The following is a 15,148-nucleotide window of genomic DNA, read 5'->3' on the forward strand; positions in this document are numbered from 1 at the left end:
TTTGAACCGATACCACGTTGTCTCAACTTAGCCCAAAGATTGCGACTGAAGGTCTAAAATGACAATAGATTTATATGGTAACTGATTGATGCAATGGGCTGCAACAAATGGGATAAACGGCGAAAAGGTCGTCTGAAAGCGAATATTTCATTTTCAGACGACCCTTTTGAATTTGAACTCAATAAATAATGTTTTTGCCGTAGCTTTCCAAAATCGATTTGATTTTGAGGATGGTTTCTTTGGGGGGCGGATGTACGCCGGTGAGTTTGTAGGTGTCGCCGCACAATGCCCATTTGTGCGCGCCCAGTTCGTGATAAGGAAGGAGTTCGACCATTTCGACGTTGTCCATGTCTGCGATGAATTCGCCGAGCAGGTGGGCGGAACGGTCGTCGTCGGTATAGCCCGGCACGACGACGTAGCGGACGCGGGCGGGCTGTTTGCGTTCGGCGAGGTAGTGGGCGAATTTGAGGGTTTTGGTGTTGGGGATGCCGACGAGGACTTTGTGGATTTCGGGGTCGATTTGTTTTAAATCGAGCATGACGAGGTTGGTGTGGTCGAGCAGGTCGTCAAGGATGGAATCGTAATGCAGGGCGTAACCGTTGCTGTCGAGGCAGGTGTGGATGTCGTGTTCTTGGCAAGCGGTGAACCAGTCGCGTACGAATTCGTATTGCAGGAGCGGTTCGCCGCCTGTGGCGGTAACGCCGCCACCTGTGGCGCGCAGGTAGTGTCGGTAGGACATGACTTGCTTCATGACTTCGGGCACGGTCATTTCTTGGGCTTGTTCGGTGTGCAAGTCCCATGTGTCGCGGTTGTGGCAGTAGAGGCAGCGCATGAGGCAGCCTTGCAGAAAGAGGACGTAGCGCAACCCGGGACCGTCCACCGCGCCGCAGGATTCTACGGAATGGACGATGCCTTTGCCGTTGTAATGGCGGTGTCCGAGGTCTTTGGCGGGGGCGGGCGTTTCGGGGTTGATGGCGATAGATGTCTGCATGGTGTCTGATGTACCGGATATTGGGGTCGTCTGAAAACTTGTTTTTGTGTTGCAGAGGATTCTTCTTATTGGATTAATATGCGGGCATTGCGTTCCCTGTTGTGGGAAGTTTATGGGCTGTTTTTAAATAGGTAAATGGGTTTTAATGATAACTCTATTGTACCGCCTTCGGTCGTCTTGATTTAAAGTTAATCCACTGGATTTTGATATTATCAAACCATTGCTTCAGGCAAAATCAAGCCGGGTTCCGGATAATCCGTCCCCCGGCTTGGTTTACTGTAAACCCTTTGCTTTACATGGTTTGTGTAAAGGTGCGGGTAATCACGTCAAGCTGCTGTTCGCGGGTCAGCGAGTTGAAGCGTACGGCGTAACCGGACACGCGGATGGTCAGTTGCGGATATTTGTCCGGATTGTTCATCGCGTCTTCCAGCGTTTCGCGGGTCAATACGTTGACGTTCAGGTGTTGGCCGCCTTCCACCTCTCCTTCTTCGTGGTGGAAGTAGCCGTCCATCAGGCCTGCGAGGTTGCGTTCGCGGGAATTTTCATCTTTGCCCAATGCGCCCGGCACGATGGAGAAGGTGTAGGAAATACCGTCTTTGGCGAACTCAAACGGCAGTTTCGCTACGGAGGTCAGCGAAGCGACGGCGCCGTTGACATCGCGGCCGTGCATCGGGTTGGCACCCGGACCGAACGGTGCACCAGCGCGGCGGCCGTCCGGCGTGTTGCCGGTTTTTTTGCCGTACACGACGTTGGAGGTAATGGTCAACACAGACTGGGTCGGCGTTGCGTTGCGGTAAGTTTTGTGGGTTGCCACTTTTTTCATGAAGCGTTCCACCAAGTCGCAGGCAATGTCGTCCACGCGGTCGTCGTTGTTACCGAACTGCGGATATTCGCCTTCGATTTCAAAGTCGACGGCAATACCGTTTTCATCGCGAATCGGTTTGACTTTGGCGTATTTGATGGCGGACAGTGAGTCGGCGGCCACAGACAAACCGGCGATACCGCAGGCCATAGTGCGTTTCACGTCGCGGTCGTGCAGCGCCATCAGCGCGGCTTCGTAACTGTATTTGTCGTGCATGTAATGGATGATGTTCAGCGCGGTAACGTATTGGGTTGCCAGCCAATCCATGAATTTGTCCATGCGCGCAAAGACAGTGTCGTAGTCCAAGACTTCGTCCATAATCGGTTCGGTTTTCGGGCCGACCTGGTCTTTGGATTTTTCGTCCACGCCGCCGTTGATTGCGTACAGCAGGGTTTTCGCCAAGTTGGCGCGTGCGCCGAAGAACTGCATTTGTTTGCCGACCACCATCGGGCTGACGCAGCAGGCAATGGCGTAGTCGTCGCTGTTGAAGTCCGGACGCATCAAATCGTCGTTTTCGTATTGGATGGACGAGGTGTCGATGGACACTTTGGCGCAAAATTCTTTAAAGCCTTGCGGCAGTTGTTCAGACCACAACACGGTAATGTTCGGTTCGGGAGACGGACCCATGTTGTACAGGGTGTGCAGCACGCGGAAGTTGGTGCGCGTTACCAGCGTGCGGCCGTCCAAACCCATACCGCCGATGGATTCGGTTGCCCAAATCGGGTCGCCGGAGAAGAGTTGGTCGTATTCGGGCGTGCGCAGGAAACGAACCATACGCAGTTTCATCACCAAATGGTCGATAAACTCTTGCGCTTGGGTTTCGGTAATCACGCCGTTTTTCAGGTCGCGCTCGATGTAAATATCCAAGAACGAAGACACGCGGCCGAACGACATGGCGGCGCCGTTTTGCGATTTAACGGCGGCAAGGTAGGCGAAGTAAGTCCATTGGATGGCTTCTTGCGCATTTTTCGCAGGGCCGGAAATGTCGTAGCCGTAAGAGGCCGCCATTTCTTTCATTTGACCCAAGGCTTTGTATTGGTCGTTGATTTCTTCGCGGCGGCGGATAACTTCTTCCAGATTCACGCCGTTTTCCAAATCGGCTTGCAGCGAATTGAATTGGTTGAATTTGTCGGCCATCAGAAAATCGATACCGTACAACGCCACGCGACGGTAGTCGCCGATGATGCGGCCGCGGCCGTAAGCATCCGGCAAGCCGGTAATCACACCGGATTTGCGGCAACGGCGGATATCGGGCGTATAAACGTCAAACACGCCTTGGTTATGGGTTTTACGGTATTTGGTGAAGATTTCGCTGACTTCAGGGTTCAACTCGACGTTGTACACTTTGCACGCGTCTTGTACCATTTTCAAACCGCCGAACGGCATAATGGAGCGTTTCAGAGGCTCGTCTGTTTGCAGACCGACGATGGTTTCCAAATCTTTATCGATATAGCCCGGCGCGTGGCTCGTAATTCCGGACACAACTTGCGCGTCGATTTTGTAGGGTTCGTGCGTGCGGTTTTCGACTTTGATGCCTTCCATCACTTCCGCCCACAGTTTGGTCGTCGCCTCGGTCGCAGGCGCGAGGAAAGACGCATCGCCTTCATAAGGCGTATAGTTTTTCTGAATAAAATCGCGCACGTCGACATTGGTTTCCCAATTACCGCCGACAAAACCTTCCCAAGCGGCAGGGCGTTGTTGTATATCGGTTGACATATCAAGCTCCTAATTTGTCAGATAGAATTTATAGGTAGAAGAAATTTACCTTTGCAGAATAGCACTTTAGCTCTATGAAGTGTAACGATTGGCGGAGATGTGAACGCTTACCCGATATTATTTTGACTTACATCAATGAGAACAGTTATTACTTAAAACTACATTTTATTTTTCAAGCCTTTAGCGTGTAAACAAGTGTAGAATATAAAATTAAGCCCTGAAAACTTGTCCGGTTTTCAGGGCTTTTCTTTAGGTATTTGATTTCATGCAATTACATTGTGTAAAGGTCACAAGTTGGACACAAATTGGACACAAAGCAAAAAGACAGCCTGAATTATAAGCTGTCTTTTGGTAATTTAGAGTCTTAGATTATTCAATAAATTCATAGATTTATTGGTGCCCGGAGCCGGAATCGAACCGGCACGGCCGGTTTAGGGCCGACGGATTTTAAGTCCTTTATGTAAAACCTAACCCATTGTTTTTAAATAGAAGTGAAGTCTGCACATACCATCACATACTATTTATTTCAATGTGTTTCAGTCACAAAATGGACACACCCCAAAGAACGAAAATCCAAGCATTCTAACTTTCAGTTTGCTTAGATTTTCGTTTTTTCTTTTCAAATGGAATATTGTAAATAATGAAAAATAAATATGACAATGAAGAAAACGAAAGCAATTTTATGATTTTAGTAGTAAGCATAATCTATATCTTAAGTATGATTTATTTCATAGTCCTGTTTTACGAATTAATACACAGCATTCACTGGGATAGATAAACATGAAAAAAATGTTGAAACTAACTGCCTCACTCTTTGTTATCTGCCATTCATCGGCGTTTGCCGCCGCCCCATACCCTCAATATGAGGCTTTGGTTGAAAAACATGCCGCATTGCAACGTTTGGATAAAAACATTGTATGGGCTGTTATGGGCAGGGAAAGTAGTGGCAACCGTTATGCCCTGTCTAACAAAAATGCACGGGGTCTGTTACAGGTTATTCCGCCAACGGCAGCACGGATGGGGGTAAACCCAAAATACCTTTACGATCCGGAACAAAACATCATCGCAGGTACTCGTTACCTGCGTTTTTTATGTAACCATTTTCCTGATAGATCCAGTATTCACGGCTGTAATCTTGACTTAGTGCTTGCCGGCTATAACGCCGGCGAAGGAGCAGTTCGGAAATATGGTGGTATTCCACCATATCGGGAAACCAAGCTTTACGTCCGCAACGTCAAAGCACGTTACGCACGTTTAAGTGGAAAAAATCCAGCTGCAATACAACCTGTTCCGGTAACGGTTGCCAACAAGAAAATATCTGATTCGCCATACAGACAGGCAGTATTCTCAGAGCGAACCAATTTCTCCGATATACCTGTCCGAATTGAAAGAGGAATACATCAGCAAGTTGTTCTACAAAAACCAGAACCTAAGTCTTGGGATGTTTTCGGTGATTTTTAATACACGACCTTATGGTCGTTTTTTTGTATCCGCCATATTGGCGGTCTTTTTTTTGGAGCTTCAAAAATGAAATATGTGAGTGAAAACACCCGTCAATGGGTAAAAGCGGTTTTGTTTAGTGCAATGTTGGGTGGTATTCAGACGGCTTTGGCCGCCGGCGGCCTGTCAACCGGAGAGAGTACAGTCAAACAATGGTTTCAAGAGTGGTACAACATTTTGGCGATTGTTGCAGGTGTGGCAATTGTCATGGTTGCTGTTGGCGGTTATTTTCAAGAAAAAACTATTGGCGACATTCTTCGGGTTTGCGGTTGGATTTTTCTGTTCGGATGCGGACCGGCGTTGGCGGCAGGGATTATTAAAGCAGCAAAAAGCGTTAACTTCTAATTGACACAGGGTGAATACGGATGAACGGATTACCCGAAATCAATATTGACACAGAGTACAGTTCTTATGAGGGACTGTCACGTGTCGCCATGCTGGCCGGAGTTCCTATTATTCCGGGCTTTATTATCTTAGTGGTATTTATGGCTACCGCCATGTTCCTTATGCCTGTTTACGGTTTGAAGGCTTTCGGGATTTTCCTGCTGGCCCTGCCCTGTATCTATTTCTTGAGGATGCTCACGAAAAGGGATGATCAGGCATTACGTATATTGGGTTTGGAAATTTACTGGTGGTTCGTCCGGAGGAAGTCAAATCTTTTCGGTGACACCCTAACCATTACAGCAACCAAATTTGGAAGAGACCGCGATGATTACATCCGATTTATTAAGGAAGAAACTGAAGAGGCAGCCGCCGCAGCAAAACTTTTTTCCGAAAGTCAGTCGGCACGTTGCTGAGCACATTGTGCATTATGAAAACGGCTACTTGGGCTTTACCGTTAAATTTGACGGTATTCCGTTTGAAGGCGTGAATGACGGGCACTTGATAGCGGCAAACGAAACCCTCAAAAGGGTTTTGAATGCCGCTGGCAAGCAATATGGTAGTCGGCTTGCCATATGGACGACGCTCCAACGGCAGAAAATTGATTTGAAAAGAAACTATATTTTCAAAAATAACTTCTGCCGACAGTTTGCAGATCACTATATCGAACAATTCAACCAAAAAGACTATTTTGAAAATTTGTTCTACTTATCAGTCGTCTTGAAATACCATGATTTTTCAGATGGGGTTGAAGAAACGGCGGAGCTGTTGGATTTGATCGTAAAAGGATTAAGCATATTTGATCCCGAACCGTTGGGCGTTTATGAAAACGAGAACGGGGTGGTATTTTCAGATGTCTATCAATTCTTTGGAACACTTTGCAATGGGGGATTAAGGGAAAATATTCCCCTAACCCCTTCTGCGGCATATAAAGTCATCCCTACTGCCGACCTGCATTTCGGTACGGATATTCTGGAGATCAGAAGTGCGGAACACCGCAAGTTTGCTACCTGCTATGATTTGAAGGACTTCGGCCGAAGTAAAATTATGACTTTACTGCCGGTCTTGTCACTTCCGTGTGAATTTACGCTGACGCAAAGTTTTATCTATACGGAAAATGCTGATATGCAGTCAGCCATCAACCAGCAGCGCAATGCACTGAAAAGTGCCAAAGACGAAGCGACAGATCAGCAGGACGAACTGACTTTGGGAAAAGGCGAGCTGTCTGCGGGGCGCACCATGTTCGGCGATTATTCCGCCTCCCTTGTTGTATATGGGGATACCCCGAAAGCTGCCCGTAAAAACGGTTCGACGGCGATGACTGAGTTCCTCAATGCAAACGGATTCCGTTTTGTCCATGCTGCCGGTTCGATGCCCTCAACCTTTTTCAGCCAAATTCCGGGTTACAAACAGCGTCCGCGGATGATGCCGAAAACAACCACCAATCTTGCCACCGTATTCGGAATGCACAACTACTCCCAAGGTAAAAGCTGGGGCAATCCGATTGGCGACGGTTCACCGGTGATGCCTCTGAAAACGCTGTCAAACACCCTGTTTAACCTGAACCTGCATTACAGCCGCAAAGACATTAATATGCGCGGCAAACGGATTGCGGGACATACTTTGATTACTGGAGCAACCGGTACGGGTAAAACCGCTCTGGAAACCGCAATTCTGACCTTTATGGCGCGGTTTGATCCTTATCTGTTTGTTCTGGATTTAGATAGGGGGATGGAAATCTTCGTTCGGGCATTAGGCGGAACTTACTACGCGGTCGAAGAAGGCGTTGACAACGGCTTTAACCCGTTCCAACTGCCCGATCAGCCGAAACACCGTAGTTTCCTGTACCGCTTGGTCAAACAATGTGCCGGCGGCGCAGACGCTTCGGAGGAACGGCAAATCAAATTGGCAGTCGATACACTCTACGAACTGGAGTTTGACCTGCGTAATTTCAGCACCCTGCTGGACAACTTGCCATACTCTACCGCACCAAACTCTTTGCGTACGCGTCTCTCCAAGTGGTGCCGCAGTGAGGGCGGAGAATTTGCATGGTGCCTGGACAGCCTGTCAAACCGCTTTGATCCGGAAGCGTTTTTCCGTATCGGTCTGGACGTAACCTGTATCTTGAAAGATGATTACGAGCCGACAGGTCCGGTATTGGCTTATCTGCTATATTTGAAGGAAATAATGGCAGATCGTGTGGCAGATGAAGGCAGTTTGATGGCTTCGGTCATTGCCGAGTTCTGGTATGCCGACCGGTTTGATATTACAGCCGATTTGATGCTTAAAACACTGAAAACCGGCCGTAAGTCAGGTGAGTTTTTGCTTTTGGATTCTCAGTCACCGGAAGATGCCGCCAACTCCCCCAATTTTGCGGCCATCGTACAGCAAACGCCGACCAAAATTTTCCTACCTAACCCTGACGGCAGCAAAGAATCTTACATGAAATGCGGCCTTTCCGATAAAGAATGCGCCGAACTTCTCAAATTACCGGTTGAGAGCCGTATTTTCCTGATTAAGCAAAGTAAGCAGAGTACGTTCGCCACTCTTGATTTACACGACTTTCATGACGAATTGGTCGTACTTTCAGGCACATCAGAGAATGTTGCCCTGATGCACCGCATTATGGAAGAAACTGGCAGCGAAGACCCCGATGTTTGGCTGCCACTGCTTTATCAGGCTGTATCTGGTAAAACATCCACTTAGTTCGAAGGAGAAAAGCCGAACGCAAATATTCACTGAAATATAAACACATAGGCCGTCTGAAACTGTTTTCAGACGGCCTTTTACTTTCCTGCCGTTTACGGACGGCCTCACCCATCCGCCGCACAATGCGGCGTTTCTCATTATTCGTAGGAGATTTCGATGAAACTGTACAAAGTCAAAAAAACAGCGGTGGCATTTGCCGTTGGTCTGATGGTTGCTACCTCTGCCCCGACGATGGCGGGTGGTATTCCCGTGATAAACCCCGCGCAACTTGCCCAGTCGATACAACAGGGCATCCAATTGGGGCAACAAATTCAAAACCAGATCAAGCAAATTACCGAATTGAAGAACCAAGTCAAAGCCCTGACCGGCAACCGTAATCTGGGCAATATCCTGAAAACCGACGCACTTGAACAACTGCCTGATGAGTGGAAATCGGTTTATGATGCAGCCATGCAGACAAAAGGTGGGAACTTTAACAATCTATTGAGTTCCAAAGGCTATAATCAAAACGCGGATAATGAGCGTTTGATCAAACATTTTGATCTGACTCTGAAAGCCATCAAGGATTCAGAACTACGCTTCCAAAACATTAAGGCGTTGATGGATAGGGTAAATACTACCCAAGATGCCAAAGCGGCAGCCGACCTGCAAAACCGTATCTCCTTGGAAAAAGCCTATATCCAACAGAATCAAACTCGGCTGGATATGATGGAGCGGTATATGGCACTGGATGAAAAAGTCCAGTTTAAGAAACGACAGGCACATGATAACTGTCTCCGCGATAACAGAATTAATAATACAAACAAATCGTGTAGTTAATTAATAGGACATCTGAAATGAAACTTCATCTGTTGGGACTGATCTATGCAACATTATTATTGTCCGCCTGCGGTCAATCCGAAGAAGAAAAGTTTTATGAGAAGATGAACAAGGATATGGAAATCAGTAAAATCCAACAAAAACGTGATAATTGTATTCGAGATAACAGAATCAATAACACGAATGTGGATTGTGATAAAAAATTTCCTGTTCCTGAAAAATAACTACCGAATAACCCTGCAAAACCACCGTTCCGACGGTGGTTTTCTTATTGGAGACGTTTATGTCAACCTTTTTTGCCGATGTGGCCAAAACGCTTGGGGCGGATTTGGGACAGAATCTTCTGGATAAGACTGGGGATTTTATTGGGCAGATTACACCGCTGTTCGTCGCCTGTTTTTCTTTTTATGTACTGCTTGTCATTTGGGATTATTACAATTCTAGTCTTGATGTTCTGGCAGTGGATTTCATCAAAAAATGCTGCGGATGGATGTTGATTATTGGGCTCTCGTTGGCTCCGGCGACTTACATGAAATTAGCCCATATCATTTATACAATGCCGGACGAGATTGCCGGAATCTTTGCCGGCGGCTATAAAGTGGATGCGTCAGCAATGGATGCCAGTTGGAAATTGTTGATGGACTTATTAGATACTATTTCAAAACTTCATGAAAAATATCAATGGTATGATATTGGAGTTCATTTTGGAATAGTTATTAAAATAGGCTTGGTTATCACGATTTGTGGAGCATTGGTTGTCGGGCTGTCTTTTGCCTTTTATATGGTTGCTAAGGTATCGCTGGCATTGGTGTTGATGATAGGCCCTTTATTTCTCGGCTGCCTGTTGTTTCCGGCAACGCGGCAGTACGCGATCAACTGGATCGGCCAGTGTCTGAACCATATTCTGACCTGCACGATGTTTGTCCTGTTGGTTAAAATTCAGATGGCGGCATTTGATAAAGCGATTAACATGGCTTTAAGTGGAAGTGCCTTCGATTATGTTTCTGCTGAATTACTACCACCGCTGTTTTTGTTACAAACCATCATCTTCCTAGTCGTCGTTTTCAACATTCCGAGTATTGCCTCAGCTTTGACGGGTGGTGCGGCTGTGTCGGGAGCTTCCCGACATATGATGTCTCTCGCAAGTGGTTTAGGTACGGCAGGCCGTTTAGTAGGTCGGGCCGGGGCTGCCACACTCAATGCGGCCTCCAATCGCCGTAGTGGCGGCGGTGTCTCCCCGGTATCCAACAAACGCCCATCTTAATTTAATCGATAGGAGTCGAACATGACTGCACGCCTGTCTTGGGTAGCGTATATCCAGTATTTTGTTATAGGCATCCTGCTCTATCTGTTTGTTGTGTCTTCCACCTTTGCCGTTATTTCAGGGATACTCGGATTGGCATTGGGTAAAAGCGCGGCACAAACGGTATTGTACGGTCTGACACTGCTGTATCTGGTCGGGTTCGGTTGGATACTGTTCCGACTCTCCTGTTGCCGTGCCTATATGGATGAGACCGGTGTATGGTATTACAGCGGTCTTTTTCCATGGTCAGAAGGTATTCGCGGCATTCGCTGGGAAAACTTCGATCAGGCGCAGTACCGGCAAAGTATTTTCGGCTGGGCTTCTCATAGTTATACCATCTACCTGCTCGACAGATATGGAAGAAGCGTTACGGTCAAAAACCTGCATAACGGCCGTGACTGGAGCGCGTTTGTTAATGACTATGCCTTTGATAACATCAAATAAAGGGAAGGAAATTCCGTTATGAAAATGTTGCTAGGAGTCGGTATCTTGTTCGGTTTGGTATTTATTGCCTATTTGAACCGTCATAACAACATCGGTCCTGCCATTATGATGGCTTTGGTGTTCCCTATCGCATTGGTAGGAATGGTCAGTTCCGACCGCAGAGATTGGTACGACAACTGATTTTATACCTGAGCGTTAAAAGCCCGACAGTATCCACTGTGCGGGCTTTTTTGTACTTTTAAAAAAGGAAACTGATATGAAAGTGATTTTATTGGCTGCACTTGCCGCCGTTCTGGCCGCCTGCTCCTCAGCACCCAAACAACCTTATGGGCAGGCATTTCCGATTAACGTTCAGCAACATACCGGAGCACGATAATGTTTTTTCATAAAAAAACCAAACAACCGCAGAATGAAGAACAGTTGCAGAAAGAGCAAAAAAAGCGCATCGGCAAAGAAGTAGATCAAATGATCCGGATGGCACAGGGATTTGAAAAAACCTTGGTGGATATCGCACAGCAAAATGCAAGCACTTGGAAGCGCGTCGGCATTGGCGGACTAGTTATTGCAGGTTTGTCTGTTGTTGCCGTTACCAGTCTTACGCCCTTAAAAGAGGCCTTTCCCTTTGTTATCGAAGTAGATAAGACCACGGGAGAGACCAATATCGTAACTACTATTAAAAACAAACAGATGACTTACGATGAAGTGATTAACCGGCACTGGCTGCGCCAATATGTCATGTTCCGCGAAGGTTATAACTGGAATACGGTTCAGGCGACCTATGATACGACAAAACTCTTCAATTCTCCCGAAGTTCAAGCCAAATACCGAGCTTTTTACGAAAGTCCAACTGCACCGCATAAGGTTTTGAAACAAAATGCCGAAGTGCTTGTAAAGGTGACCAATATCTCGTTTGTAGGCGATATGGCGCAGGTACGATTTGAAAAACGGTTGGTTCCTGTGGGCAATTCCGAAATCAAACCGGCACCGCCGCAAAAAATGATTGCCACTATTGCCTTTGAGTTTAAGACAACCCCGATGACCGAGGCGGTTCGAGACATTAATCCTCTGGGCTTTCAAGTGTTAAGTTACAACGTTACCGAAGAGGTTGCGCAATGATGAAAAAAACCTTGCTGATAACCGGCCTTGTGGCCGGTTTGTCTTTTCAGACGGCGCTGGCCGCAGTCAATCCCAACCGCTCACCATATGATAAGAGGATTCAAAGTATCAACCATAATCCATATGATGTTGTGGTTGTAAGGGCAAAAGTCGGATATGCAACTTTGGTTCAGTTGGAGGAAGGAGAAACGGTTGATGTCGCCAATCCCGTGAATGAAGGTTTGGTAACGGGATATGGTAAGGCCTGGGGGGTGAAGGTTCGCGGAAACAACATTTTTTTCAAACCAACCAAACCCCAACCGTCCACCAACTTATTGATGGTATCCAACAAAAAACGCCGATATTCGCTTGATTTAAAAATGGCAGATCAAAATCATCCGCCTACGTTTGTATTGGAATTTCTCTATCCGAACGATGTCCGCAAACGGCAACGGGCTGAAATGTCGAAACAGCTTGAAGCTGCTGCCGTTTTACGTGCAAACGAAGCACATAATCCTAGCGGTGGCGACTATAACCGGAATTATTGGGGGCGCGGCAAAAAATCATTGGCACCGACCGAAATTTACGACGATGGCCGTTTTACCTACTTCCGTTATGACAATGCTAAAGATTTGCCGGCCGTATTCAGGGTAAATGCCGATGGATCTGAAGCTGCCGTAAACAGTCATGTTGAAGGCGATACGTTGATTGTCCATGAAACGGCAGAAAAATTTGTTTTGCGGCTGAATAACACAGTTCTCGGTATAGAGAACCGCAGTTACAACCCGCAAGGTAAGTTCAATCTGACCGGCAGTACTCAAAGCCGAACCGTCCGTATGAAAAAGGATAAAAAATGAAGCAAAACGAAATCAGACCCGATGATGAACAACCGAGCCTGCAAGAACGAATCGGTGACAACAGTATTGAACGCGGCATTCCTACCGACCTAAATGTTAAAAGCAGGAGCACCATGAAAAACATGATGTTCCTGTTTGCGGCATTGGCAGTTGCCGGAGTTTCCGCAGCCGCTCTGTTTAATTATTCTGGAGGTTCCGACGAAGTAGAGAAAAAAACGGAAGAGGAAGTGGTTGACGGTAAGGCAGACAGTAAAAATTTTAAAGCAGAGCAAGATGAAATTTTAGAAATGGCTCCCGATACTCCGCCAGCCGCAGCATCCGAGCCTGCCGCGGCGAGTGAAGCAAGACCTGCATCAAATCCACAGCCTACGGAAACGGACCCTGAAACAGGCCCTGAAACGGGAGTTAGAACAGAAATTCCGCCTGACGAGCGTTTTGATGTGGATCTATCCCCTCAAGGCATGGATGGAGGAACAGTTTCAGGTGCTGCGGCAGCCACACTTACTAACATACGCCCTGACAGTACGGTTGTCGGAGAAACGGATGTGGGTTCGTCAATCTCTTCGGGCAACCCGCTGACCGCAAGACTGAGCCCTGGAAATTATAAGCCTACCGTTGCTGAAAGTCGCGGCGACTTAACCTATGTGTTGAATCGCGGTACGGGTATTCCCTGTGTCACTACCACAAAGATTGTCACAACCCATCCCGGTTTAACCCGTTGCCAAGTGGCACGTGATGTCTATTCGGCCAACGGCAAGACGCTGCTGGTTGAGCGTGGTTCTACCATTATCGGCGAACAGACTTCCGCGCTGACACATGGTCAGGCCCGAGTTTTTGTTTTGTGGAATACATTGGAGACACCGGAAGGCATCCGTGTGGCCCTGGACAGTCCCGGCGGCGATTCGCTCGGCGCATCAGGGCATCCTGCCAAAGTGAATTATCACTTTTGGCAGCGGTTCGGCGGTGCCATCATGATCAGCATGATTGGCGACATAGGCAACGGATTCAGTAATGGACAGAACCGCACGTCGGGTAATAACAACCACATTTCGTATGAAAATACGGGTAATACCGTACAGGAAATGGCTACCGAAGCCCTGAAGAACAGCATCAACATTCCACCAACCGGATACGTCAATCAAGGCACGGAAATCATGGTCTTTGTTGCCCGTGATGTAGATTTTTCAGGGGTATATGAAAACGTAACGGTCTCCAACCGATATTGACCCGAAGCCGCTCACTTAAAAGGAGCGGCTTTTTCTATAACTGCCACTGACTGGCAGTTATAGAAAAAGCCGTTAATAACAAAGGAATATGTAATGGTTCACGATAATTCAGTTTCGTCACGCAATCTACTGGACAAGTTGAAGCTGACGGAATATCTCAATACCCCTGGAGTAACCGAAGTATTCATAAACCGACCTGGGGAAGTGTTTCTTGAAGATGCCGACGGCTGCCGCCGTATTGAACGACCTGATTTACCCCTGCCCGTATTGGAAAAACTGGCAAATACGCTATGTACTTACAATAAAAAGCATATCTCATACGAATCCCCCATTCATTCGGTAACGCTGCCCGACGGTGAGCGCGGCCACATCATGATGTCCCCCAGTTGCGAAAACGGAACGGTTGTTTTTGCTTTCCGCAAACCTTCGAACAGCCGTTTCACAATGTCAGACTATCTTGATACAGGTCGTCTGAATGGTTTTAACGACGTATCGGGGCACGGCGTGGCAGAACGTCGTACAGAGTCGGAAATCGAAATAGAGAGCCGCTGGGTCCGTGACCTATCAGACAGGATGAAGCTACCGTCTGACGTCAAATTGACCGACTGGCAGTACAAAATGTTGGAACATAAAGCCAACGGCGAACTGAATGAATTTTTCAGAATTGCGATAGCACAGAGGTTGAATATTTGCATGGTAGGCGGTACGGGGTCGGGTAAGACTACGTTTACCAAGACACTGGCCGACATGATTCCCGCTCATGAACGGCTGGTTACTATTGAAGACACTCACGAACTCGATCTACCTTTGCACCCTAACCATGCACATTTGTTTTACAGTGGGCACATCACAGCCAAAATGATTATTGCGGCGTGTATGCGGCTTAAACCGGGACGGATTTTTTTGACGGAATTAAGGGGGGATGAGGCTTGGGACTATCTTGCCGCTCTTAATACCGGACACCCAGGAGGACTGACTTCCGTTCATGCAAACAGTGCTCGTGATGTTCACTACCGCATCATGCAGTTAGCCAAAGAATCAGCTACCGGCCAAACTATGGATCCCGGTTATATTCTTAACACTGTCCGTTCCACTATTGACGTGATCTGTTACTTTGAAAAAACCCGCATGACCGAACTTTACTTCGATCCTGTCGAAAAATACTACGCTATGCAAGGGCGTTTACAGTAATACAAGGTCGTCTGAAAACTTTTCAGACGGCCTTTTCGTTTTCATGAAAGGAGT

Annotated in this window: 15 protein-coding genes; 13 read left to right on the forward strand and 2 right to left on the reverse strand. The window is 47.3% G+C overall.

The genetic code is table 11. The annotated features are described in order from the left end of the window. Positions 1–178: 178 nt before the first annotated feature. Positions 179–991 (reverse strand): pyruvate formate lyase 1-activating protein, encoded by an 813-nt coding sequence (gene pflA / locus H3L95_RS06110; RefSeq protein WP_003759661.1) that lies wholly within the window; start codon positions 989–991, stop codon positions 179–181. A gap of 292 nt (positions 992–1,283) precedes the next feature. After that, positions 1,284–3,569, reverse strand: a complete 2,286-nt coding sequence (gene pflB / locus H3L95_RS06115) for a formate C-acetyltransferase (protein WP_003759658.1) — start codon at positions 3,567–3,569, stop codon at positions 1,284–1,286. A gap of 780 nt (positions 3,570–4,349) precedes the next feature. Here pflB and H3L95_RS06120 point away from each other — a divergent pair. From H3L95_RS06120 to H3L95_RS06180, 13 genes are all read left to right on the forward strand, one after another. Continuing rightward, complete coding sequence (locus tag H3L95_RS06120) at positions 4,350–5,030, forward strand: lytic transglycosylase domain-containing protein (protein WP_003759655.1); 681 nt, start codon at positions 4,350–4,352, stop codon at positions 5,028–5,030. 66 nt (positions 5,031–5,096) lie between these two features. Further along, positions 5,097–5,414: a hypothetical protein gene (locus H3L95_RS06125; protein WP_003759653.1), complete on the forward strand. Its 318-nt coding sequence runs from the start codon at positions 5,097–5,099 to the stop codon at positions 5,412–5,414. A gap of 20 nt (positions 5,415–5,434) precedes the next feature. Continuing rightward, complete coding sequence (locus H3L95_RS06130; RefSeq protein WP_003759650.1) at positions 5,435–5,866, forward strand: VirB3 family type IV secretion system protein; 432 nt, start codon at positions 5,435–5,437, stop codon at positions 5,864–5,866. 7 nt (positions 5,867–5,873) lie between these two features. Then, positions 5,874–8,156: a VirB4 family type IV secretion/conjugal transfer ATPase gene (locus tag H3L95_RS06135; protein WP_003759648.1), complete on the forward strand. Its 2,283-nt coding sequence runs from the start codon at positions 5,874–5,876 to the stop codon at positions 8,154–8,156. Positions 8,157–8,315: 159 nt separating this feature from the next. After that, positions 8,316–8,978: a TrbJ/VirB5 family protein gene (locus H3L95_RS06140; protein ID WP_003759647.1), complete on the forward strand. Its 663-nt coding sequence runs from the start codon at positions 8,316–8,318 to the stop codon at positions 8,976–8,978. A gap of 17 nt (positions 8,979–8,995) precedes the next feature. After that, positions 8,996–9,202 (forward strand): hypothetical protein, encoded by a 207-nt coding sequence (locus H3L95_RS06145; RefSeq protein ID WP_003759644.1) that lies wholly within the window; start codon positions 8,996–8,998, stop codon positions 9,200–9,202. Positions 9,203–9,261: 59 nt separating this feature from the next. Further along, on the forward strand, positions 9,262–10,242 hold the full coding sequence (locus H3L95_RS06150; protein ID WP_003759643.1) for a TrbL/VirB6 family protein: 981 nt from the start codon (positions 9,262–9,264) through the stop codon (positions 10,240–10,242). Positions 10,243–10,263: 21 nt separating this feature from the next. Continuing rightward, positions 10,264–10,725, forward strand: a complete 462-nt coding sequence (locus H3L95_RS06155; RefSeq protein ID WP_003759641.1) for a hypothetical protein — start codon at positions 10,264–10,266, stop codon at positions 10,723–10,725. Positions 10,726–10,743: 18 nt separating this feature from the next. Beyond that, positions 10,744–10,905 carry a hypothetical protein gene (locus tag H3L95_RS06160; protein WP_003759638.1) on the forward strand — a complete coding sequence of 54 codons (162 nt, stop codon included), beginning with the start codon at positions 10,744–10,746 and terminating at the stop codon, positions 10,903–10,905. A gap of 195 nt (positions 10,906–11,100) precedes the next feature. After that, positions 11,101–11,841, forward strand: a complete 741-nt coding sequence (locus H3L95_RS06165) for a VirB8 family type IV secretion system protein (RefSeq protein ID WP_003759635.1) — start codon at positions 11,101–11,103, stop codon at positions 11,839–11,841. Then, the gene (locus H3L95_RS06170; protein ID WP_003759632.1) at positions 11,838–12,677 is read left to right on the forward strand and encodes a TrbG/VirB9 family P-type conjugative transfer protein; all 840 of its coding nucleotides are present in this window, start codon (positions 11,838–11,840) and stop codon (positions 12,675–12,677) included. The genes H3L95_RS06165 and H3L95_RS06170 overlap by 4 nt, the downstream gene beginning before the upstream one ends. Next, positions 12,674–13,903 (forward strand): type IV secretion system protein VirB10, encoded by a 1,230-nt coding sequence (gene virB10 / locus H3L95_RS06175; RefSeq protein WP_003759631.1) that lies wholly within the window; start codon positions 12,674–12,676, stop codon positions 13,901–13,903. Before H3L95_RS06170 ends, virB10 begins: the two co-directional genes overlap by 4 nt. A 93-nt stretch (positions 13,904–13,996) precedes the next feature. After that, complete coding sequence (locus H3L95_RS06180; RefSeq protein WP_003759629.1) at positions 13,997–15,094, forward strand: ATPase, T2SS/T4P/T4SS family; 1,098 nt, start codon at positions 13,997–13,999, stop codon at positions 15,092–15,094. The last annotated feature ends 54 nt before the right edge of the window (positions 15,095–15,148 follow it).

Origin of the sequence: Neisseria sicca (genome assembly GCF_014054945.1) — a bacterium.
Classification (GTDB): domain Bacteria; phylum Pseudomonadota; class Gammaproteobacteria; order Burkholderiales; family Neisseriaceae; genus Neisseria; species Neisseria sicca.

Bases quoted from the DNA above. Each gene is read 5' to 3' on its own strand.
- pflA (WP_003759661.1), bottom strand. From the start codon at position 991: ATGCAGACATCTATCGCCATCAACCCCGAAACGCCCGCCCCCGCCAAA.
- pflB (WP_003759658.1), bottom strand. From the start codon at position 3,569: ATGTCAACCGATATACAACAACGCCCTGCCGCTTGGGAAGGTTTTGTC.
- H3L95_RS06120 (WP_003759655.1), top strand. From the start codon at position 4,350: ATGAAAAAAATGTTGAAACTAACTGCCTCACTCTTTGTTATCTGCCAT.
- H3L95_RS06125 (WP_003759653.1), top strand. From the start codon at position 5,097: ATGAAATATGTGAGTGAAAACACCCGTCAATGGGTAAAAGCGGTTTTG.
- H3L95_RS06130 (WP_003759650.1), top strand. From the start codon at position 5,435: ATGAACGGATTACCCGAAATCAATATTGACACAGAGTACAGTTCTTAT.
- H3L95_RS06140 (WP_003759647.1), top strand. From the start codon at position 8,316: ATGAAACTGTACAAAGTCAAAAAAACAGCGGTGGCATTTGCCGTTGGT.
- H3L95_RS06145 (WP_003759644.1), top strand. From the start codon at position 8,996: ATGAAACTTCATCTGTTGGGACTGATCTATGCAACATTATTATTGTCC.
- H3L95_RS06150 (WP_003759643.1), top strand. From the start codon at position 9,262: ATGTCAACCTTTTTTGCCGATGTGGCCAAAACGCTTGGGGCGGATTTG.
- H3L95_RS06155 (WP_003759641.1), top strand. From the start codon at position 10,264: ATGACTGCACGCCTGTCTTGGGTAGCGTATATCCAGTATTTTGTTATA.
- H3L95_RS06160 (WP_003759638.1), top strand. From the start codon at position 10,744: ATGAAAATGTTGCTAGGAGTCGGTATCTTGTTCGGTTTGGTATTTATT.
- H3L95_RS06165 (WP_003759635.1), top strand. From the start codon at position 11,101: ATGTTTTTTCATAAAAAAACCAAACAACCGCAGAATGAAGAACAGTTG.
- H3L95_RS06170 (WP_003759632.1), top strand. From the start codon at position 11,838: ATGATGAAAAAAACCTTGCTGATAACCGGCCTTGTGGCCGGTTTGTCT.
- virB10 (WP_003759631.1), top strand. From the start codon at position 12,674: ATGAAGCAAAACGAAATCAGACCCGATGATGAACAACCGAGCCTGCAA.
- H3L95_RS06180 (WP_003759629.1), top strand. From the start codon at position 13,997: ATGGTTCACGATAATTCAGTTTCGTCACGCAATCTACTGGACAAGTTG.